The following is a 22,149-nucleotide window of genomic DNA, read 5'->3' as shown; positions in this document are numbered from 1 at the left end:
GGTAAAGGAGTGATCGCCCCGCGGCGGACCACTCCGCCCGCAGCGACCGTCCCCGCGCGGCCGGCGGCCCTTTCCCGTTGACCAGACCCACGCCCCTACGTATTATTCCCCGCCTTGACGGGCGCGTAGCTCAGCGGGAGAGCACTGCCTTCACACGGCAGGGGTCGCTGGTTCAATCCCAGCCGCGCCCACCAAATAAAACAACGACTTAGACAGAACTACCGCCAACGCCGACTTTCCCGTGTAAGCGCCATGTAAGCAGCAGGGCAAGGCTCCAGGGAGTAGGCACAAAAAAAGCCCTACACGGTGACGTCTTCCCCGGTGTCACGACCGAGGCGGTGAAGCGGTCCTTTATGCGCGCAATCCGACGGGCCGGCATCGAAGACCTCCGCTTCTACGACCTGCGCCACGAGGCAACCACCACCCGCCTGTTCGAGAAGGGGCTGAACATCATGGAGGTCGCGAGCATCACCGGACATAAGGACCTGCGCATGCGGCGGCGGTATACGCACTTGAAGGCCGAGGACCTGGCGCGGAAGTTCGGCTGACCAGCCGATAGCCGGCGGTGGTCTCAGACCTTCACCGAGCCCGCGACCCGCTGAATCGCGTCTAGCACATCCGTCACTTCCCGATCGAGCTCGGCGGAATCCACATAATTCGCGAGCACATGGCAGTCGGTCTTTAGCATCAGGTTTGGCAGGCCAAGCTTCTTGAAAAACGACTCAAACAACGGATCGAGAAAGTCGTCCGTCACCTTGATATCGGCACTCCACGGAGACGGTTTGGCCAAGGTTTCCAGGGCCTTCTCCAAGTCGGTTAGCGTTTCGTCCATGACGCTTTCCCATTGACCCGCGAACAGAGGTCCGGCCGATTCCGTCTCTGCAGTTTTCTTCGCCCACCTCTTGAGCACATCCTTCGAACAAAGATAGTTTTCGATCTCGCGTCGCTCCCACATCCGCTGTTGGAGGTTTGGATCAGCGGGTAAGTCGCGATCGAGCCGGTCATAGATACCAATTCCAGCAAGATCGCCTTTCGCTTCACGCAGCCCGTAGAAGTGATCCCGTGCCTTTTGCGGCTGATTGGACACATAGTGCGCAAATGGCCGTTCAAGGCATTCCTGTGCCGGATGATCCAATGCCTTGGCAAATGCCCTCAGGATCGCGAGATCCGTCGATCCTTCAAGGTAAAGGACCCATCCAGATTCCTCGGCCTGGTAGTACTGGTCGTAACCGATCTCCTTAAGCGACTTGAGCACCTGAGAACCACGGTCGTCGATGCGATGCGGCTTGCCGACGAACGCGACGACCATATCGCGGTCGGCCGCTTCGTTCAGGATGACCTCCGAATGACTGGCGGCAACGATCTGGTTGCCGTACTCGCTGGCGGTTTCGGTGAGCAACTGGTAGATCTGGCGCTGACGCAGGATCTCCAGATGCGCATCAGGCTCATCCATCAGCAGCACCGACTTCGGGTTCACCATCATGTGGGCCAGCAACAGCAACGTCTGTTGGAGCCCGCGGCCGGATGACGAGATATCGAGCCGAATGCCCCGGTCTTTGTAGGCCAAGGTGATCTCGCCACGCTCGGCGATGTAACGCGGTTCCTCCAGTTCGACACCGAAAAAATGACAGACGCGTTCCGCCAACAACGCCCAGCGCTGCTTACCGTTCTCGCCTTCCAGGATCTGATGACAGAGGTTCCGCAGCACCTCGGCAGTGCGGCCCTCCCCCAGGCGGACGTTGATCGCGCCGACGTCCAGCCGGGTTTCGGTGGCCGTCAGGCCTGACATCGGCGGCAGGTACGCCACCCGGATGCCCTGCGCCTGATCGGGCACCGGCATCCGATCAGGGTGTTTGTCCTCGCTGAGCCGCAATGGACGGCAATAAAACGACTCGTCGTTCGCATAGTCAAATTCCAGGCCGCACTGCCACTCCTCCCCGCCGGAGACACCGCTGACGATAATGTCAATGCGGATGTTCTGTGTACCCTTGCCTTTGGTCGACTCGCGGACATGAAGATTGCGCCACAGCAGGTTGGCATCGGGCACCGGCACGGTGATGAGGTCGCGGCGGTTCACCGTGACGCCGGGCCGCTTGCCCGAGACGGTGCCGGTGCCGCGCTTTTCGATCCAGCGCTTCAGGCCGATGTCCCACAGCGCCAGGGCCTGGAGCGCCGAGGTCTTGCCCGAGTTGTTGGGGCCGATGAAGACCACGCGGTCGCCGAGCTCGAATGACACCTCCTCGAAGCCCTTGAAGTTGCGGATGGTGATGTGGGTCAGCATGGGCTATGGCTCGGGCTGAGAGAGGGTTTGTTCACGGAGGACTTCTGTCATTGGTCACAGATTAGCCGTAAAGGCTTGGTTTAGTACGGCCTGAAATGTCAAATCCGCCATGATCGATGCGACTTCCTGTTGTTTAGTCACCGATTGCACGCCGCCTAATAACCGCCGCCGTAGAGGTAGTCGCGGATCTGGTCGACCTTGCGCCGGGTGTCAGGGCCAAGAGGCATGGGTTATCGCTTCACTCAGGGTTCAGGGTGGTCTGCGGACTGCGCGGCCGCGCCGGCCTCGGGGAACACCGCGGCATTCATGTCCGCGATGACCCTGGCCAGGGCGTCCTCGCTGCCGAAGGTCTGGAGGGCACGCTGCAGGCCGCCGATGTTGGCGAAGGGCGGCACGACGAAGTGGTCCACGGTGAACTCCTCCAACTCGCCGGCGTTAGCCTTGAGGTATTCGCCGACGGTGCGCAGCAACCGCCGCTGCTCGGAGTCCAGATCGGGCCGCGCCCCGATCCAGGCCTCGAACCGGGCACCGATCAAGGCGGCGTGGCGGGCGTCGGGATCGAGAAAGACGAAGTTGCCGTTGTCATTCACCGTGACCCACTCGCGGGTGGTGGGGTCGATGTGGTCGTCGACGTCGAGGGTCAGCAGGGTGCGCGGCCGATGGGACCTCCGCGGCTTGTCCTCACGGACCCTCCCGCCCTCGGGCACGGTCTCGTCATCATCGTGGTAGTCGGTGACGCCGACGAAGTCGAACAGGGTGAACAGGCTCTTGCCGGGCACCTTGCGGGTGCCCCGGCCGCGCATCTGGCGGTAGAGGACCACGGAGCGGGTGAAGCGCGCCAGCACCAGGTTGACCACCTCGGGGGCGTCGAAGCCGGTATCGAGCATGTTCACCGACACCAGGATCTGCGGAAACTTCTCCTTCTTGAACCGCTTGATCTTGGTGGCACCATCCACCGTATCTTCCCTGCCGAAGCCGGACACGACGAAGTCGGCGTAACGCACCTCCGGCGAGGGCTTCTCGTGAGCAAAGGCCTCGTCGTGCAGCTGTTCTGCATAGGCGCGCCCTTGGGCGGCGGCCTCCTGCAGGTTGACCGCGGCGCGCTTGGCCTCGACCACCGCTGCGGCTCGCCCGTGGCGGTCGCAGAGGACGTAGTCGGCAACGGCCCCGTCCGGCAGCCGGTACTCGTAGCGGACACTATGCCCATCGCTCAGGTCCCAGCCGACATCCTCGAGCTGGGTGTCGATGACGACACGGGAGAACGCCTCGTTCGGTCCAGCGGGTGGGGTCACGGGCACGCCTCCTTGTCTGGCATCAATCGCTCTCCATCACCGGTGCGTCGAATGCTTCTGGCTCGTCCGGGATTTCCGTGAAGACCCGCATCAACGGGAAGTTGACGTAGTAGTTGTAGCGCCCGATCTTGTGCTTCTCGACAAAGCCCTCGTCGGTCAGACGGTCGAGGTACTTGGTCGCGGTCAGGCGCGACACCTGAAGGTCGTTTTGCAGCGCCTCGATCTTGGTGTACGGGTGCCGAAACAGGTTGTTCAGCAGGTCCTGGCTGTAGATCTTGGGCAGCTCGGCCCGGATGCGGTGCTTGTAGTCCATCATCAGGGCCTTGATACGGCCGATGATCCAGATGGTCTGCCGCGCGGTCAGTTCCACACCCTGCAGCATGTAGAGGATCCAAGGCTCCCAGTCGCCGGTATCACGGGTCTGCTGCAAGAACCGGTAGTACTCGGCCTTGGTGCGAATGACGTAGCGGCTGAGGTACAGCACGGGAATGTTGAGCAGGCCCTTGGCGACCAGGTAGAGAATATTGATGATCCGGCCAGTCCGCCCGTTGCCGTCGTAGAACGGATGGATGCTCTCGAACTGGTGATGGATCACCGCCATCTTCACCAGCGGGTCGGCATCGCTCAGGGCGTCGTCGTTGATGAACTGCTCCAGGTTCGTCATCAGGCGCACGAGTTCGGCGTGATCCTGTGGTGGCGTGTAAACGGTCGCGCCGGTCCGCTCGTTCTTCAGCGCCGTGCCGGGCATCTTGCGGATACCGGCGTCGTTCAGTACTAGCTCGTGGTGGATGTCGAGGATGCGGTTCGTGGTCAGCAGGCGGTCACGGGAAACCAGCGCAAAGCCTTTCTTGAGTGCTGTGGCGTAACGGCTCACCTCCTTCGCCGCAGGGTCGCGGATGTAGTCGGAAAAGAGGTCTGCCTTGTACAGGTCGTCCTGGGTGGTGATGATGTTCTCGATCTCGGAGCTGTCCTTCGCCTCCTGCAGCGCGAGGGTGTTGATCAGGATGTGCTCGTTCGGGATCGTCGAGGCCAGGCCCTTCAGTTCCGCAAGGTAGCGGTGCGCCGGCGCAAGCCGCTTGAGCACGGCCCGGGTCTCCAACTCGGATTTTGGCGGAAGTAGCGACAGGGTGACGGCTGGCACTTGGGCGGGGCACCTGTATAAGACTTGACGTTTTTCTATACACGAATGCCCTTCATGTCAAGAAAAACTGGTTTTTTATGCATGTGCGGGATGACATGTATAGAAATCGGGCCATTCCTAGAACAACGCGGCCACAGCCCTTGGCGGGGCCCAACCCCAGACCAAGCCCCCGCGTCACCATAATTGTCGCCTCGTTAGCTTTTTGACCTTACGGGAGCAAGCGGCGAGGCAATAGCCAGATATGGGCAAGCATGTGTTGAGATCGGCGGCACGATTTGTTGAAGATGAGAATTGTTGTCACATAGAATCGAGCATCTCATCCGAACTCCACACCCAAAGAGGCCCAACGTGCACCCACGCCGCGCCGGTGTCGCCCTGTATCTATTAATGTCGTCGTTCCCCATGGCCCCGGCCGCGAATACCGGCGCAGCGGAAGGGGAGGCGGCCCTGCTCTCGGACACCCGCCAGCTCACCTTCGAGGGCCGCCGCGCGGGAGAGGGCTACTTCAGCGCCGACGGCACCCAACTCATCTTCCAGTCGGAGCGGGAGCCCGACAATCCCTTCTACCAGATCTACCTCATGGACCTGGAGACCGGCGACGTGGAGCGGCTGTCGCCGGGCCACGGCAAGACCACCTGCGGCTGGATCCACCCCGATGCCGGCAAGGTGCTCTACGCCTCCACCCATCACGACCCCGACGCCCGGGCCAAGATGCGGGCCGAGCTGGACTTCCGCGCCTCCGGCAAGACCCGGCGCTACAGCTGGGACTACGACGAGAATTTCGACATCTATGAGCAGGACCTGGCCACCGGCACCCTCAGGAACCTGACCGACGCCCCTGGCTACGACGCCGAGGGCGCCTACTCGCCGGACGGCGAGCGCATCGTGTTCGCCTCCAACCGCGCCGCCTGGTCCGGCGAGATGACGGCCGCCGAGGCCGCGGTGTTCGAGCACGACAAGTCCTTCATGATGGACCTCTACCTGATGGACGCCGATGGCTCCAACCTGGGGCGCCTCACCGATGCCCCCGGCTACGACGGCGGCCCCTTCTTCGGCCCCGAGGGCCGGCGCATCACCTGGCGCCGCTTCTCTCCCGACGGCGCCACCGCCGAGATCTACACCATGGATCTGGCCAGCGGCGAGGAGCGCCAGGTGACCCGCATGGGCAAGCTGTCCTGGGCCCCCTACTTCCATCCCAGCGGCGACTACCTGATCTTCGCCTCCAACCGCGAGGGCTTCGCCAACTTCGAACTCTTCATGGTGGACGTCAAGGGCCGGCGCGAGCCGGTGCGGGTCACCTACACCGACGGCTTCGACGGCCTGCCGGTATTCTCACCCGACGGCACCCGACTGGCCTGGACCTCCAACCGCACCGCCGACGGCAACAGCCAGATCTTCCTGGCGCGCTGGGACGACGCCGCGGCCCGCCGCCTGCTGGGGCTGGACGATGAGGAGCCGGAGGAGGCACCGCCACCCGCGGACGTGGATCTGCCCGCGGACGTGGATCTGGAATCCACGGCGGATGCCATCCGCGCCGCGGACGCCCGCCTCCACGTGGAGCGCCTCACCGCCGAGGAGATGGCCGGGCGGCTCACCGGCAGCGCCGGCGAGCGCCGGGCCACCGCCTACGTGGCGGCGGTGTTCGAGCAACTGGGCCTGGAGCCCGCCGGGGATGACGGCGGCTGGTTCCAGTACTTCCCCTTCACCGCCGGGGCGAACCTCGGGGATGACAATGGGCTGCGCATCGAGGGCCTCCGCGGGACCGCCGCGCCGGTGCTCGACAGGGACTGGCGGCCCCTGGCCCTGTCCCGCCACGGCGAAGCCAGGCCGGCCGGGGTGGTGTTCGCCGGCTACGGCATCGTCGCCCCCGGCGTCGATGGCGTGCCCGATTACGATGCCTATGGCGACCTCGATGTCGACGGCAAGTGGGTGATGATGTTCCGTTTCCTGCCCGAGGAGGTGCCGGCCGCCTGGCGCCGCCACCTGCTGCACTACGCCGATCTCGCCTACAAGGCCGCAGTGGCCAAGCGTCGCGGGGCCCTGGGCATCATCGTGGTCACCGGTCCGCGAGCCGACGCCCGCGAGCGCTTGGTGGATCTGCGGGCCGATGCCGCCAGCGCCCCCACCTCCCTGGCGGGTGTGTCAGTCAGCGATGCCCTGGGCGCGGAGCTGGTGGCCACCGCCGGCCGCGAGCTGGCGGCGCTCCAGGAGACCCTGGACAGGGGCGAGGCGGTGACCGGCTTCGAGCTGCCAGGCGTCGAGGTGGCGGCGGTGCTGGACATCGTCCGCCAGCAGCGCCAGGGCCGCAACGTCATCGCCCGGCTGCCGGCCGGGGATGGGCCGGCGGGGCCACCCGTGATGATGGGCGCCCACGTGGACCATCTGGGCCGCGGCCAGGCCGAGGGCTCCCTGGCTCTGGAGGCGGAGCGCGGGGCCATCCATCCCGGGGCCGACGATAACGCCTCGGGGGTGGCGGCATTGCTGGAGAGCGCCCAGTACCTGGCCGCCATGGCTCGCGACGGCCGGCTCGAGGCGCGACGGGACATCCTGTTCGCGGCCTGGTCGGGCGAGGAACTGGGTACCCTGGGCTCCGGCCACTTCGTCCGCAAGCTTGCCGCCGGCGGCGATCTGCGGGGCAGGGTGAGCGCCTATCTCAACCTGGACATGGTGGGCCACCTGCGGGACAAGCTGTATCTCCAGGGCACCGGCTCCAGCCCCGCCTGGTCGCGGGAGATCGAGCGCCGCAATGTGCCCGTGGGGCTGGCTATCGGCACCAAGGCAGACCCTTACCTGCCCACCGACTCCACCCCCTTCTACCTCCAGGGGGTGCCGGTGTTGAACGCCTTCACCGGCGCCCACGAGGACTACTCCAGCCCCCGCGACACCGCGGACAAGCTCAACTACGAGGGCCTGCGGGATGTCGCCCGGCTGATGGCCGGCATCACCCGCTCCCTGGCCCGCAGCACCACGGAGCCCGACTACCTGGAGGTGGCACGGGACGGCGGCGGGCTGTCCCGCCGGCACCTGCGGGCCTACCTCGGCACCATCCCGGCCTACGGCCAGGACGAGGGGGTGGCGGGAGTCCGCCTCCAGGGCGCCGTCAAGGACGGCCCGGCGGAACGGGCCGGCGTCCAGGGCGGTGACGTGCTGGTGGGGCTGGCAGGGGTGGAGATCGAGACCATCCACGACTTCATGAACGCCCTGGCCGGCCTGAAGGCGGGGGAGTCCACCGCCATGACCGTGCTGCGGGACGGCGAACGGGTCAACCTCACCGTGGTTCCGGCCTCCCGGGAGTAGGGCCCCGATACGCGATTTGCCGGACTCGGCCGCGCAAAATCAGACCCCGACTCACGTGGCCTCGATCTGTCGACTCCACTCGGTACACAGCTTTCGAAAGGACCGGCTTCGATCGAAAGCGTCCTGCAGGTCCATTACTGCAGTGAATGCGGGCTGGTCGGTACTCTCGCCGTAGGCACCACCGACCATACGTGCCTTTACCCAACCCTTGGCGTCCCTCGGCGTCTCGGGATCGATCCCGTCCATCGGATCGCAACTGAAACCACGCTTCCCTTGGAGCGATTGGGCCGCGGCGATGAACCAGGCCTCGTATGTAGATGGCTGTAAAAACGCGCATATCTGGCGAAGGATTGATTGCGAGGGCAATCAGTCGCTGAGCCGGCAGGCGGTCGGCGGGAAGCACTCGACGACAATCGCACCCCACCGACGAATCGGCCAGGGGGCTGGCCTCCTACATCGTAAATCGTCCCCCGGTAGGAACCGAGCCCCCTCGGCGATTCCCTTTCGTGCCCACTGACCTTCGGCAGGATATTGATTTTCCTATCCCCCCCAGGTCCGACCACGATTCGCATGAAAACCTCGCTCGGAATGCCGGTCAGGCTTGCAGTAATTGCCGTTGCAACAATGTCTGCATTTCGCGGCGGCCATCGGCGATCACCATGACATAGACCTTTTCGTCCATGATCCGGTAGATGACACGATAGGGTTTGAAAAATATCTCCCGATACTCACGCAGGCCGACGGCCAGGAGTTCCTTTGGATAGACTCCCCGTTCCGGGTTTTCCGACAGGCTTGAAAAGACCTTCTCTATTTGATCGAGAACGTAATACGCTCTTCCCGGGGCATCGTGAGATTCAATATGGTCATACAAGTCTTCCAGATCCCGGCACGCGTCGTCGGTCAGAAAGACCCGAAAAGCCATCAGCGACTCTTGTTCCGATCTCGCAGTCGCTGAGTAACATCACGGGCCGGCTGAACTTTGCCTTCCTCTACCTGCCGCGTACCGAGCGCAAGAATCTTCAAAAGCGCCATGGTCTCCTGGGTTTGCTCATAGCTTTCGACGTCCTGCATCACGACCTTGGCTTCGCCGTTCTGGGTAATGACCAGGGGTTCGCCCTGCCCCGACAGATTGCGCACGATTTCTGCGGCATGGGCTTTTAAATAACTGATTGGTTTGATCTGATTCGAGAATTTCATAATTACCTCCTTGATGAGACCAAATATAGTCCACAAACAGGTCTCCATCCACGAAGCCCTTCCCAGCCGGCCACGGCCTATGGTCCGGAGCCCATTACCTCCTTCGCAGCACCCAGATCTCGAGCAGCGCCCATTCCTCGTCGGGGTAGTTCTCGCGTTCCAACGGCGAGAGCTTGCGGTGCCGCGTCGCGGTGCTGCCGACGAAGTCGAGCCGCTCGAGCAGCAGGCGCTTCGTGGCGTCGGCCTTCTCCAGGCCGAAGGGGTTGAGGAAGTTGACCATCACATAGCCTTCCCGCTGGGTACCCGCGAATGCATCCAGAAGGTTCTCTATGGCCGGGGTGTCGAGATAGACGAGTGCGGCCGTGGAGATGAGGATATCGGCCTGGCTCATGGTCTCGCGAACCCGTTCCTGCTGTTCCGGCGACGGCGCGTTGAGGTCGGCCACGATCACCTCGTCGAACAGGCCCCGGCCCTCGCCATAGGCCATGGCGTTGGCCGATATATCGATCCCCGTGGTGTGTGCGGGGAAACGACGGTCGGCCATGATGGTCATGCACGCCGTCTCGTCCTGCCAGTTCCTGCAGATGGCCCGATAGTCCATGCCGTACACCGTGGCCATGGTCGTGTTGCCGAAACAGGCGCACAGGTCCACGAAACGAACCGGAGAGCCGGCGGCGCGCTTCTCCACCCAGGGGAGGATCAGCCGATCGAAGGTCTGCCGGTTGAAGTCGTCGGAGATGTACTCGAGCGCGTCGAGGATGCGCTCCTTGAACGGAACCGGCGTCTTTGCCACGTAGATGTCGTCGAAGTGCTGCTTCTTCTCGTCGGTCTTGATGGTCGAGTCGGCCATGTAGCCCCCCTGCTGTTTGATTAAGACCAGAGAGGATACGCGAGTCCTGGAAGCGCTGAAAATTCCGCACCACCCCCGGTATCGATGAGGTCAACGATGTTTCCCGCCTGAGGGCCGTGGCGCAGCGCCTCACTTCCTTCACCGCGGCGCGGATTTGGCAGGTGTACGAAACGCGCTTCTCCTGGACACGGTGATGGGGGGTGCCGGCCCATGGGCCGCCGGCCCCGGATCTCGACGCGCGCCGTTGCCGGCGGGGCCGGCCTCGGTTACAGTCCACTCTCGGCCCCAATCCTGTAATAGCCATGTCCTTTGCCGGGGGTTTCGCTCCCTGCGAGCGAGCGCCGGCCGTGCCCATGGCTTAGAAAGCCATTCCTGAGGCACCCCCGGCACAGGAGCCCGCCATCCCGGAGACCGGCCCCGAACCCCTGAGACGCGGAGACGGAACACCATGTCAGAAGTCCTCTACGAAGCCCACCCTTCCATGATCCGCATGTACCCCTTCGGTACCGTGCTGGCCATCCTGCTCATCCCCCTCGGCATCGGCATCCTGGTCCTGCTGTGGTGGTGGCTCACCACCAAGGCGGACAAGCTCACCATCAAAACCGACGAGATCGTCTGGGAGCACGGCCTCATCAACAAGCAGTACACGGAGATCAACATGTCTTCCCTGCGTTCGGTGCGGGTCAACCAGTCCCTGCTCCAGCGTATCCTCAGCGCCGGCAACGTGGAGGTCTACACCGCCGGCGACGAGCCGGAACTGGTGATAAAAGGGATGCCGAACCCCGACAAGATCCGCGAGTTCATCAAGGGGCAGGGCGCGGACTGAAGCCACCCATGGACACCGAGAAGCACAGCGAGCTGCGCATGTGGGCGGTGGTGCTGGCCATGGTGGGGGGGCTGGTCCTGGCTGGCGTTCTGTTCGCCCCCCCGTTGTTGCAGGAGGGCATCACCGCCCTCGACGAGGGTGTAGGCCTCAAGGACGCAGCCCTGTGGTCCTTCGTGGCCACGGTGGTGCTCTTCATCGTCTTCGCCATCGCCGCCGGAGACGGCCTCATCGGCGAGATCCAATTCATGCTGGTGGGATTCTTCCTCTTCTTCGTCATCATCACCCTCCTCATCGCCTGGGTCTTCTAAGGGCACTGACCCTTTTAGCGCAAAACACGGGCCGGTCCGTGTATCCTTGTCAGCAGCAGGGCATGATACCTTTCCTTGGTAGGGAGCCGACCGACTCCACCAAGGCCTGCCCGCCGTTGCCGGGATCATCGGGTTCGAAGGGAATTGTCGGGGGAAGAGGCGCTTACATGGCCGACATCACAGGGAGCATAGGGGTCGCGATCCGCGTCGGGGCCCTCATGATGATGGCGTTGCTCGTAGCGCCGGCAGCCGTTTCTGCCGCCGACGAACTGGTGTTCGGGGTCCTCGCCAAGCGCGGTTTCGAGCAGGCCCAGGACCAGTGGCAGGCCACCGCCGACTATCTCTCGCGGCGGCTGCCCGATGCCCGCTTCCGGCTCCTGCCCCTGGCCTTCGAGGACGTCATCCCCGCCGTGCAGGCGGGGCGCACGGACTTGGTGCTGGTGAACTCCGCGCTTTATGTGCTCCTGGAGCGCCGTTACCGCGTGCGGCGCATCGCGACCCTGCGCAACCGCCACGGCACGGGCACCTACGACCATTTCGGCTCCGTGATCTTCACCCGGCGCGACCGTGGTGCCCCGCTCTCCCTCGCCGATCTGGCAGGCAAGGTGGTGGCGGCGGTGGATGCGCGTTCCCTGGGTGGCTACCTCATGGCACGGCGTGAACTCAGGCGGGAGGACATCACCCCCGCCAAGGTGCTGTTCAGCGGTACCCATGACGGCGTCGCTGCCGATGTGCTGGCGGGGCGTGCCGCCGCCGGCATCGTGCGCACCGACACCATCGAGCGCATGCACGCCGAGGGCAAGCTCGAGCCCGGTGAATTGCGTGTGCTGGCGGACCGCAGCGGCCAGGACGGGTTCGCGCTGTACCGCTCCACCCGCCTCTACCCCGAATGGCCCATCGCCTCCCTGCCCCACGTCCCCGAGCCGCGCCAGCGTGCCGTGGCGGCTGCCTTGCTGGCCATGGACCCGGCCGACGAGGCGGCCCGTGCCGGCCGCTACGCCGGGTGGTCCGTACCCGCCAACTATCAGCCCGTCCACGAACTGCTGGAGGAACTCGGCGAACCGCCCTATGAGGCCACCGCTCACTTCAATCTGACGGGCTTCCTGCGGGAGCACATGCTGGCAGTGATCCTGTTCGTCGCCGCCCTGTCCGCTCTCGGGGCCTACGCCGCCAGGACCAGCCAGCTGAACCGGGTCCTCAGGAAGGCGGAGGCGCGGGCGGTGGCGAGCGCCGCCGGCTGGGAGCATATCTTCAATACCACGGGCACCCTCATGGTGCTGCTGGACAGCCACCTGCACGTCACCATGGTGAACGAACAGACCTGCCGTATCCTCGGCCTTTCCCGCCACGATATCCTCAACAAGTCCTGGCTGGAGGAATTCGTCCCCGCCGCCGACCGCAACCGGGACCGCCAGGTACTCCTCAAGGTGCTGGCGGACGGAGACGACACCACGGAATCATTCCAGTCCTCCCTCACGGACCATGCCGGCGGCACCCGTGCCATCGCCTGGAACATCCGGCCCATGGAGCGAGCCCGCTCCGGCGACGCCTCGGGGCTGCTGGCCTCCGGCATCGACGTCACCCGTGAGTATGAGTTCGAGCAACAGCTCAGACTCAGTCGCGAACACTTCGACAGCCTGGTGCAGAAGAACCGCACCGGCATTCTCATCGTCAATCGGGCGGGAGACATCCATTTTGCCAACCCGGCCGCCAAGCGCCTCCTCGGGCACCCCACCAGCGACCTCGAGGGCACCAACCTCGGCACCCCGCCCCTCGGCGATCAGCAGGAGATGGAGATCATCCGTGCGGACGGCCGTAACGGTATCGCCGAGATGTCCGTATCGGAGACCGAGTGGCGGGGCGAGCGGGCCTTCCTGGTCATGCTCCACGACATCACCGAACGCAAGGAGGCCGAAGCCCGCATCCAGCACATGGCCTTCCACGATGCCCTCACGGGCCTGCCCAATCGCACACTGTTCAATGACCGCCTGCGCCAGGCCATCTCCCGGGCGCGCCGCACAGGCAAGCGGGCCGCGGTGATGTTCATGGATCTGGACCGCTTCAAGGACGTCAACGACACCCTGGGCCATGAAGTGGGTGACGAGCTGCTGAAGGCCGTGGCCCAACGCCTGCCCCGCTGTGTGAGGGCATCCGACACCGTGGCCCGCATGGGGGGTGACGAGTTCACGGTGCTATTGGAGGGCATCGACGTCATGGAACAGGCCACCCTCATCGCCGACAAGGTCCACAGCTGCCTGGGTGAGAGCCTCACCATCCATGGCCACCGCCTGACACCCGCCCCCAGCATCGGCATCAGTCTGTACCCCGAGAGCGGGGGGGATGCCGAGACCCTGTTACGACGCGCCGACAGCGCCATGTACCACGCCAAGCGCCACAAGGGGGTGACCGCCAGCATCTTCTCGGCGGAGATGGAGGTGTCCTCCCGGGAGAAGCTGGCCCTGGAGAACGAGCTGCGCCTGGCCCTGGAACAGGCCCAGTTCCATCTCGACTACCAGATCAAGGTGACCCTCGACGGCCTGGAGCCCCTGGGTTTCGAGGCCCTGCTGCGCTGGCACCATCCCCAACGGGGCCTCATCTACCCCGGCCAGTTCATTCCTTTGCTGGAGAACACCGCGCTCATCATCCCCGTGGGCGAGTGGATCCTGGATGAGGCCTGCCGCCAGCTGTCGGGTTGGGTGGAGGCCTTCCAGACACCGCCATCCCTGGCCGTCAATATATCGGCCCGCCAGCTGACCGCCGGTACTCTGTTGCGATCCCTGGAGCGCGTCCTCTCCAGTTATCCCCTGGCCGCGCCCTACCTGCGCCTCGAACTCACGGAAACCGCCGTTATCCAGGAACTGGACAGCACCCTGCCCATGCTCCATCAGCTGCGGGAGATGGGGATCAGCCTCCACATGGACGACTTCGGCACCGGCTATTCCTCTCTGAGCCTGCTCAAGCGCCTGCCCTTCGAGGTGGTGAAGCTGGACCGCAGCTTCATGCATGACCTGGCCACGGACCACGATGACCAGAATGTGGTGCGGGCCGCCATCGCCATGGCCCACAACCTCAACAAGAAGGTCATCGCCGAAGGCGTGGAGAACGAAGGCCAGTGCCGCTTCCTGCGCCAGGAGCACTGCGACGCCGGCCAGGGTTGGCTGTTCGGCAAACCGGTGGCGGCCGCGGAGGTACCCGCGGAATTCGCTCGCTTCGCGCCTGCGGGTGCCACTGGCGCCTCCGGCGGGCCCTTCTGAGGCAGCGACCCCAGGCGCCGACCCTCTATAATCATTCCCTCTGCCCCCCCCGGGCGAGCCGCAGGCCCCAAAAGAAACGTGCCGGATGCCGCTAACCTCAGACAAACCCTGAGACTTCCGGGTTTGCCCAAACAACCCGAACGGAGGAAACCCATGACGAGAACCCTGGCCATCTGTCTGACCGCATGGGCACTGGGGAGCACCGGGGCCGCAGCCGACAGCCGCTACGATAGTTGGCGCGGCGGCGGCGAAAAGGTACTGTTCGAGGTCCGTGACCGCACCTGGAGCGAGGGCTTCGCGGGCATCGCCCTCACCAACCTCGACGATGGCTTCGCGGTGATGCGGCTCACCCTGCTGGGGGGCCGTCCCTGAACACCACGGATATCCCGATGGAGGGCGCCGGCGCGCCGCAGCACCCGCCGCCCAAGCCATTGGTGCCCGATGACATCACCGGCATCAGGAACCGTTTCCTGGCGGTCAACCGCCAGCGCCTGCTCCAGGCCGAGCAGGCCCTGCCCGCCCGCCAGCGGGTGTTCCTGGAGCTGCTGCCATTCCTGTTCCACGTCAACCACCCCATGCTGCCCGGCTTCTCGGCCCAGGAGTGCCCCATGGGACTGGCCATGTACACGCCGCCGGCGACCACCATCGCGAGCGCCCGGCGGATCGCCCGCAGCTTCGACTACAAGCGCAAGGCGCCGCGCCAGTTCGACATCGAGGCGGTGTATCTCATGGGCAGCGCCGGCACCATCGCCTATTCCCGCCACAGCGATTTCGATATCTGGCTGTGCCACCGTCCCGACCTGCCCGCGCAAGACGTGGGCAAACTCCGGGACAAGGCGGCCCTGGTCTCGGCGTGGGCCCGGGAACTCGGGCTGGAGGCCTATTTCTTCGTCATGACCGCCGCCGACTTCAGGGCCGGGCGCCTCACGGACCTCAGCCACGAAAGCAGCGGCACCGCCCAGCGCCATCTGTTATTGGACGAGTTCTACCGCACCGCCATGCTCGCCGGCGGCCGCTATCCCCTGTGGTGGCTGGTGCCGCCCGACACGGATATGGACTACACGGCTTATACCCGGCGACTGACGGAACAGCGCTTCGTCAAGCCGGGAGAAACGGTGGACTTCGGCGGCCTGGACCACATCCCTTCCAACGAATTCTTCGGTGCCAGCCTGTGGCAGCTATACAAGGCCATGGACTCCCCCTACAAGTCCATCCTCAAGATCCTGCTGCTGGAGACCTACGCCGCGGAATACCCCGAGGTGGCCCTGCTGAGCCGGCGCTACAAGCAGAACATCTACGCCGGCCGAGTCGGACTCGCGGATATCGACCCCTATGTGCAGCTCTTCCGCAAGGTCGAAAAACACCTGTCCGCCGGCGGTGACCACGAACGCCTCGAACTGGCACGCCAGGCCTTCTTTCACCGCACCAGCCACCACCTGCGCCGGCCGGCGGGTGACGACGGGGCCAAACACGCCTTCCTCGCCACCGTCTGCCGTGAGTGGGGCTGGGACGAGGGCCACGTCAAGCGGCTCCAGGCCCGCGGCGACCGCCGCCTCGAACAGGTGCTGGCGGAACGCAACCTGCTCATGAACGCCCTCATGACCAGTTACCGCTTTCTGTCGGGCTTCGCCCGGGAACGGCGCGAGATCATGGCCATCAGCGAGCACGACATGACGGTGCTGGGGCGCCGCCTGTTCGCCGCCTTCGAGCGCAAGGCGGGCAAGGTACAGCGGGTCTTCGAGGGCTTCGTCCAGGACCTCTACGAGCCCCATCTCAACATCGAGAAGGTGGTCGGCGACCATACCGTGAGCTGGTTGCTGTACCGCGGCGGGGCCGACGACGGCGATGCCGCCACCCCGCTGCACCGCGCCTATACCCTGGTGGAGATGCTGGCGTGGTGCCATTTCAACGGCGTCGTCCAGACCACCACCCAGGTCAACGCCGGCCTCCATTCGAGTCCAGGCGAGTTCCGCGAGCTGGATGCCGTGCGCACGGCCCTGCGCCGGCTCTTTCCCCAGCAACGTTTCACCCCGCCCACCCTGGAACGGCTGTCGCAGCCGGCCTGTCCCCAGACCGCCGGTCTGTTCATCAACGTCGGCGTGGCGCCCCCGGAGGACTATGCCCGGCGCCTGGATGCCCTCGAGTCGGGGCGCGACGATCCCCTCAATTCGGGCAACGCCCGCACCAATCTCGTGCGCGAACTCGACCTCGTCTACGTCACCACCTGGCAGGAGGTGTTCGTCTTCCACTATGCCGGCGACGACGGCCTGCGGGACTGCCTGGCGCAGCTGCTGGCCCTTCACCACCAGGCGGCCCAACAACACATCGGCCTGACCCTGGAGACCTTCGGCTTCTCGGCCGACCGCGGCATGGTCTCCGCCACCCGGCTCAAGGAACTGCACGAGGACATCACCAGCCGGCTCGCCAACGACGGCGACGGGGGGCGCTTCGTGGTCAAGGCCGGCAACGGCTATCATCTCCTGGCCATGCAGGATGGTAAGCCCATGCATCGCCACCTCGGCGACTATGCCAGCCTCCTGGGCTATTTCTCGAGGTCCTTGCCCGACTTCTTGCCGGTGTATTTCGATCGTTACGCCGAGGCCGACTCCCCCCTGCCCGCCGTCTTCAGGAGCCATCGCCGGGACGCCATCACCTTTCTCTACTTTCCGGCTCGCGGCCGGGCCTACATCTACGTGCTGGACGAGGGAGGCGCCCTGTTCCACGACGTTCAGCCCCTGCACCGGGAGGCCAGTCTGCTCGCCCAGTTCAGCCGCTTCTTCGACGCCATCGACTACCGGGAGACGGCCGGCGCCACCTTCACCGGCATGGGCATGCCGGAGCGGACCACTCGCTACTATCGCCTGGAGCATCGCCTGGGGCGCTTCGAGCGCGTGCCCGTCAAGCCCCCGGCGGCACCGGGTCTCGCGGGCCGCGGCGAGTTGCAGGTGATCACCGAGCGCATCGGCGACAGAACGGAGCTGGCCATCTACTACGACGACCGGGAGTTCTCCACCCTGGACCACGGCAAGCGCCTGTTCGAGGTGGTGGCCCGCCATATCCTCCAGCGGCGGAATGAGCGCGAGCCCTACCCCATCCACATCACCGACATCGACCTCGCCGGCATCATCGCCACCGACAGCCCCCGCCGCGGCCGCACGGCCCAGTACCTGCGTTACAAGAAGCGCATCGAGCGCCAACTGAATAACGCCCTGCGGGCGAATTCTGAATTTTAACGTCAACGTCGGCGTGGGCGCCTCACGGCTTTCTTGCGGGGTGCCGTGGGGCGGATACGGCGGTAGTCCACCGTGGCGCACAACGGGTCCAGTTCCGCCGGCTCCAGGAAGCGGAACTTGCCCGGTCGCAGGCTGCGCTCCAGGGTGACCGAGGCGAAGCGGATGCGGGTGAGGCGGCTCACCTCCATGCCCTGGGACTCCCACAGGCGCCGCACCTCGCGATTGCGCCCCTCCTTGAGCACCACGTGGTACCAGTGGTTGGCCCCCTCGCCCCCGGCATCCACCAGGCGCTCGAAACGGGCCACGCCGTCCTCCAGTTCCACGCCGCTGCGCAGGGCCTCCAGCATGGCCTCCTGGGGCCGGCCGTGGATACGCACGGCGTACTCGCGCTCGATGGCGGACGACGGGTGCATGAGCCGATGGGCCAGCTCGCCGTCATTGGTGAACAACAGCAGGCCGGCGGTGGTGATATCCAGCCGCCCCACGACGATCCAGCGCCCGCGGCCCACCGAGGGCAGATTCGCGAACACCGTCGGACGGCCCTCCGGATCCTGGCGACTGGTCACCTCCCCCACCGGCTTGTGATAAGCCAGGACGCGGGTAGCCTGGCGCACCGGCCGGCGCTCCGTCACCACCCGCCCGTCCAGACGCACCACGTCCGTGGCACCGACACGCGCCCCCAGCCCCACGATGCTGCCGTTGACGCTGACGCGCCCGGCGCTGATCCAGGTCTCGGCCTCACGGCGTGAGCCCAGCCCCAGGCGGGCCAGCACCTTCTGCACCTTCTCGGTGGCGGTGGAGACCGCCGGCGCCGGGCCGAACTTGGGGTCGCGCGGCCTCATCCAGCGCTCCCATCCCGGGGAGCATCGTCGGCTTCGCTATCGGGCGGGTCCTGGGCACCGGAGGCCTCGGGAGACGCTGCCGCCGGCTCCGCCATCGTGGCATGGGTGGCGGCCCCCTCAGCGACGCCGGTATCGTCATCCACATCGGAAGCGGCTTCGCGCTCCTCCGGCTCCGGGCCGTCGAAGGAATCGGGCACGGCGATCCCCTGCTCCCGGAACAGGTCCCGGGTGATCTCGTCGATGTCACGGATCTCCGCCAGGGACGGCAGTTCGGCCAGGTTCCTGAGGTTGAAGTAATCGAGGAACTGGCGGGTGGTGCCGTACATGGCCGGGTGGCCCGGCACGTCACGGTGGCCCACGACGCGGACCCAATCCCGTTCCTGGAGGGTACGAATGATGTTGGTGCTCACCGCCACGCCGCGGATGTCCTCGATCTCGCCGCGGGTGATGGGCTGACGATAGGCGATGAGTACCAGGGTCTCCAGCAAAGCGCGGGAGTAACGTCCGGGACGCTCGGTCCACAGGCCGCGGATACGCTCCGCGTAGCCCTGGCGCACCTGGACCCGATAGCCGCTCGCCACCTCCTTGACCTCGATACCCCGTCCCTCGTAGTCCGCGGCAAGGGTCGCCAGGGCCCCGCGCAGGGTGTCCCGCCCGGGGGGGTTGTCCGCCCCCTGGAACAGCCCCAGCAAGTCGTCCAGGGTCAGGGGATTGCCCGAGGCCAGCAGCGCCGCCTCCACGATGTTCTTGATCTCGTCGTCGTTCATGGGGCGGCATGAGCCTTGACGTGGATGGGACCGTAGGGCTCGTTCTGCACCAGCTCGATGAGGGTGGCCTTCAGCAACTCCATGAGGGCGAGGAAGGTGACCACGACCCCCATCCTGCCCTCGTCGTGGGGAAACAGGGTGTGGAACTCCACGAAGCGGTCGCAGTCCAGGGAGCCCAGCACCTGGGCCATGCGATCACGCACCGACAGGGGCTCGCGCTGCACATGATGGTGGGTGAACATCTCGGCCCGGGAGATCACTTCTTTCATGGCCACCAGCAGTTCCTTGAGGGTCACCTCCGGGAGGGCCCGCACCAGCTTCACCTGAGAGGCCACCGCGGCGGTGGGGATGATGTCCCGCTCCACCCGCGGCAGGGCGTCCAGGTCCTCCGCCGCCTGCTTGAAGCGCTCGTACTCCTGGAGGCGGCGCACCAGCTCGGCCCGCGGGTCCTCCTCCTCGCTCTCCGCCGCGGCCGGCCGTGGCAGCAACATGCGGGACTTGATCTCCGCCAGCATGGCCGCCATCACCAGATACTCGCCCGCCAGTTCCAGGCGGAATTCCTTCATGAGTTCCACGTACTCCACGTACTGGCGGGTGATCTCGGCGATGGGGATGTCGAGGATATTCAGGTTCTGGCGGCGGATCAGATAGAGCAGCAGATCCAGGGGCCCCTCGAAGGCCTCCAGGAACACCTCCAGGGCATCGGGGGGGATGTACAGGTCGTGGGGCAGCTCGGTGTAGGGCATGCCCTGCACCATGGCGAAGGGCATCTCCTCCTGCTGGGGTGCGTGGACCGCACCCTCCACCGGCTGTTCCGCCGTCATCGGTAGGACAACCCCATGACCTCGCGCACCTCGTCCAGGGTGTCCCGGGCCACCTGGCGCGCCTCGTCGATGCCTTCTGCCACGATAGCGCGCACCGTATCGGGCCTGTCCAGGTACTCGTGGGCGCGATCGCGGATGGGGGCCTGCTCCGCCAGCACGGCGTCGATCACCGGCTGCTTGCAGTCGAGGCAACCGATACCGGCGCTGGTGCAGCCCTCCTGCACCCAGGCCCGGGTGGCGTCGTCGGAATAGACCCGGTGGAACTCCCACACCGGGCACTTCTCCGGCGTCCCCGGGTCCGAGCGCCGCACCCGCGCCGGGTCGGTGGGCATGGTGCGCAGCTTGCGGGTCACCGATTCCGGATCCTCCCGCAGGGCGATGGTATTGCCGTAGGATTTGGACATCTTCTGGCCATCCAGGCCCGGCATCCGGGGTGCGGGCGTGAGCAGGGGCTGGGGCTCCGGCAGGATCACCTTGCCGCCGCCGTCCAGGTAGCCGAACAAGCGCTCCTGGTCGCCGATGCTGATGTTCTGCTGGGCCTCCAGCAACGCCCGGGCCTTGTCCAGGGCCTCGGCGTCACCCCTCTCCTGCCAGGCGCGACGCAGCTGGCTGTAGAGCTTGGCCCCCTTCTTGCCCATCTTCTTGACCGCCGCCTCCGCCTTGGCCTCGAAACCGGGCTCGCGGCCGTAGAGGTAATTGAAACGCCGCGCCACCTCGCGGGTCAGTTCCACGTGCACTACCTGGTCCTCCCCCACCGGCACCAGGCCGGCGCGGTAGATGAGGATGTCGGCGGACTGTAGCAGCGGATAGCCCAGGAAGCCGTAGGTAGCGAGGTCCCGCTCCTTGAGCTTCTCCTGCTGGTCCTTGTAGGTGGGCACGCGTTCCAGCCATCCCAAGGGGGTGAACATGGACAGCAGCAGATGGAGCTCGGCGTGCTCCGGCACCCGCGACTGGATGAACAGCCGTGCCTCACCGGGGGTGATGCCGGCGGCCAGCCAGTCCACCACCATGTCCCATACGCTGCCGGCGATATCGCCCGGGTCCTCGTAATGGGTGGTGAGGGCATGCCAGTCGGCCACGAAGAAAAAGCATTCGTACTCGTGCTGGAGCTTGATCCAGTTCTTGAGGACGCCATGATGGTGGCCCAGGTGCAACGCCCCCGTGGGACGCATCCCCGAGAGCACCCGCTGGTGCTGGCTGGTCACGGAAATATAACCTCCCTTCGAGAATTCATCGGTCGCCGGCGGCCGGACGGATACCCCGGCACGCAGCTACGCCCCCCTTGCCATACGGGAAAGCAATGCCGCCGGCACATCCCTAGTGTCCCATCAGGACCTGCAGCAGTCCCATATACTGGGCGCCGGTCAACCCCGTGGTGGCGGACAAGGCCGCCAATACCCACATCAGGGGCGGACCCAGGATCCACTGCAGCATACCGGTAAATAACAGGGCCAGGAGGATCACCAGGCCGTAGGGCTCCAGGCGCGCGAATCTTACCGCCATGTTGACGGGCAGCAGGCTGGTGACCACCCGTCCGCCGTCCAGGGGCAGCAGGGGCAGCATGTTGAGCACCATGAGGATGGCGTTGATGAAGATCCCCGCCACCCCCATCAGCACCAGGGGCACCACCACCTCGGTGCCCCCCGCCAGCACCCGGACCATGAGGTGCGCGAACAGGCCCCACAGCAACGCCATCACCAGGTTGGCCGCCGGCCCGGCCGCCGCCACATAGGCCATGTCCTGCTTGGGGCGCCGCAGGCGTTGCCACGACACCGGCACCGGCCGGGCCCAACCGAACACGAACATACCCGTCTGCAACAGGGCGCTGGATACCAGCAACATGGCCGGCACCAGCACGGTGCCCACGGGGTCGATATGGGGTATGGGATTCAAGGTCAGGCGACCCGCCTGCTCGGCGCTGGTATCGCCGAACAGCTTCGCCACCCAGCCATGGGCCACCTCGTGCACGGTGATGGCGAGCACCACCGGCAGCACCCAGATGACGATACGCTGCAACAGGCCCAGCTCACCCACGGC

18 protein-coding genes and 1 tRNA gene are annotated in these 22,149 nt (G+C 65.5%); 8 read left to right on the top strand and 11 right to left on the bottom strand.

The annotated features are described in order from the left end of the window. Window positions 1-119 precede the first annotated feature (119 nt). Together U5S82_20440 and U5S82_20435 are read left to right on the top strand one after the other, a co-directional pair. Window positions 120-194 (top strand) — tRNA-Val (locus U5S82_20440). Window positions 195-338: 144 nt separating this feature from the next. Continuing rightward, entirely contained in the window at window positions 339-548 is a 210-nt protein-coding gene (locus U5S82_20435) for a tyrosine-type recombinase/integrase (GenBank protein MDZ7753947.1), read from the top strand. Window positions 549-571: 23 nt separating this feature from the next. On the opposite strand, the gene U5S82_20430 is transcribed toward U5S82_20435, so the two are convergent. From U5S82_20430 to U5S82_20420, 3 genes are all read right to left on the bottom strand, one after another. Continuing rightward, window positions 572-2,281: an AAA family ATPase gene (locus U5S82_20430; GenBank protein ID MDZ7753946.1), complete on the bottom strand. Its 1,710-nt coding sequence runs from the start codon at window positions 2,279-2,281 to the stop codon at window positions 572-574. 242 nt (window positions 2,282-2,523) lie between these two features. Then, window positions 2,524-3,573, bottom strand: a complete 1,050-nt coding sequence (locus tag U5S82_20425; GenBank protein MDZ7753945.1) for a helicase-related protein — start codon at window positions 3,571-3,573, stop codon at window positions 2,524-2,526. Window positions 3,574-3,595: 22 nt separating this feature from the next. Beyond that, a complete protein-coding gene (locus U5S82_20420) occupies window positions 3,596-4,714 on the bottom strand; it encodes a Fic family protein (protein ID MDZ7753944.1) in 1,119 nt (372 codons plus the stop codon). Between the two features lie 348 nt (window positions 4,715-5,062). Here U5S82_20420 and U5S82_20415 point away from each other — a divergent pair, with 348 nt between their 5' ends. Further along, complete coding sequence (locus tag U5S82_20415) at window positions 5,063-8,011, top strand: M28 family peptidase (GenBank protein MDZ7753943.1); 2,949 nt, start codon at window positions 5,063-5,065, stop codon at window positions 8,009-8,011. Between the two features lie 595 nt (window positions 8,012-8,606). Here the strand turns inward: U5S82_20415 and U5S82_20410 are convergent. From U5S82_20410 to U5S82_20400, 3 genes are all read right to left on the bottom strand, one after another. Then, window positions 8,607-8,933 carry a type II toxin-antitoxin system RelE/ParE family toxin gene (locus U5S82_20410; GenBank protein ID MDZ7753942.1) on the bottom strand — a complete coding sequence of 109 codons (327 nt, stop codon included), beginning with the start codon at window positions 8,931-8,933 and terminating at the stop codon, window positions 8,607-8,609. Continuing rightward, a complete protein-coding gene (locus tag U5S82_20405) occupies window positions 8,933-9,208 on the bottom strand; it encodes a type II toxin-antitoxin system Phd/YefM family antitoxin (GenBank protein ID MDZ7753941.1) in 276 nt (91 codons plus the stop codon). The genes U5S82_20410 and U5S82_20405 overlap by 1 nt, the downstream gene beginning before the upstream one ends. A 94-nt stretch (window positions 9,209-9,302) precedes the next feature. Then, window positions 9,303-10,058, bottom strand: a complete 756-nt coding sequence (locus tag U5S82_20400) for a class I SAM-dependent methyltransferase (protein MDZ7753940.1) — start codon at window positions 10,056-10,058, stop codon at window positions 9,303-9,305. Between the two features lie 448 nt (window positions 10,059-10,506). Here U5S82_20400 and U5S82_20395 point away from each other — a divergent pair, with 448 nt between their 5' ends. The 5 genes from U5S82_20395 (at window position 10,507) to U5S82_20375 (ending at window position 17,679) form a co-directional block, all read left to right on the top strand. Then, window positions 10,507-10,884: a PH domain-containing protein gene (locus U5S82_20395; protein ID MDZ7753939.1), complete on the top strand. Its 378-nt coding sequence runs from the start codon at window positions 10,507-10,509 to the stop codon at window positions 10,882-10,884. An 8-nt stretch (window positions 10,885-10,892) separates the two neighbouring features. Then, window positions 10,893-11,192 (top strand): hypothetical protein, encoded by a 300-nt coding sequence (locus tag U5S82_20390; protein MDZ7753938.1) that lies wholly within the window; start codon window positions 10,893-10,895, stop codon window positions 11,190-11,192. A 167-nt stretch (window positions 11,193-11,359) separates the two neighbouring features. Next, window positions 11,360-14,446 carry an EAL domain-containing protein gene (locus tag U5S82_20385; GenBank protein ID MDZ7753937.1) on the top strand — a complete coding sequence of 1,029 codons (3,087 nt, stop codon included), beginning with the start codon at window positions 11,360-11,362 and terminating at the stop codon, window positions 14,444-14,446. 153 nt (window positions 14,447-14,599) lie between these two features. Beyond that, window positions 14,600-14,818 carry a hypothetical protein gene (locus U5S82_20380; protein ID MDZ7753936.1) on the top strand — a complete coding sequence of 73 codons (219 nt, stop codon included), beginning with the start codon at window positions 14,600-14,602 and terminating at the stop codon, window positions 14,816-14,818. Between the two features lie 17 nt (window positions 14,819-14,835). Further along, window positions 14,836-17,679: a class I adenylate cyclase gene (locus U5S82_20375; GenBank protein MDZ7753935.1), complete on the top strand. Its 2,844-nt coding sequence runs from the start codon at window positions 14,836-14,838 to the stop codon at window positions 17,677-17,679. Between the two features lie 2 nt (window positions 17,680-17,681). Here the strand turns inward: U5S82_20375 and U5S82_20370 are convergent, their stop codons facing one another. The 5 genes from U5S82_20370 to U5S82_20350 all read right to left on the bottom strand — a co-directional run bounded on the left by U5S82_20370 (window position 17,682) and on the right by U5S82_20350 (window position 22,146). Further along, entirely contained in the window at window positions 17,682-18,521 is an 840-nt protein-coding gene (locus U5S82_20370; protein ID MDZ7753934.1) for a pseudouridine synthase, read from the bottom strand. After that, entirely contained in the window at window positions 18,518-19,288 is a 771-nt protein-coding gene (gene scpB / locus U5S82_20365; protein ID MDZ7753933.1) for an SMC-Scp complex subunit ScpB, read from the bottom strand. The genes U5S82_20370 and scpB overlap by 4 nt, the downstream gene beginning before the upstream one ends. Next, window positions 19,285-20,112, bottom strand: coding sequence for a ScpA family protein (locus U5S82_20360; GenBank protein MDZ7753932.1), 828 nt, complete (start codon window positions 20,110-20,112; stop codon window positions 19,285-19,287). The genes scpB and U5S82_20360 overlap by 4 nt, the downstream gene beginning before the upstream one ends. Next, a complete protein-coding gene (locus tag U5S82_20355) occupies window positions 20,109-21,323 on the bottom strand; it encodes a tryptophan--tRNA ligase (GenBank protein MDZ7753931.1) in 1,215 nt (404 codons plus the stop codon). Before U5S82_20355 ends, U5S82_20360 begins: the two co-directional genes overlap by 4 nt. A gap of 106 nt (window positions 21,324-21,429) precedes the next feature. Next, a complete protein-coding gene (locus tag U5S82_20350) occupies window positions 21,430-22,146 on the bottom strand; it encodes a site-2 protease family protein (GenBank protein MDZ7753930.1) in 717 nt (238 codons plus the stop codon). Window positions 22,147-22,149: the final 3 nt, after the last annotated feature.

The organism is Gammaproteobacteria bacterium, assembly GCA_034522055.1.
In the GTDB taxonomy this organism is placed as follows: Bacteria; Pseudomonadota; Gammaproteobacteria; order JAABTG01; family JAABTG01; genus JAABTG01.
Note: the sequence above shows the minus strand (reverse complement) of the source record. Positions and strands in the feature narration are given on the sequence as shown.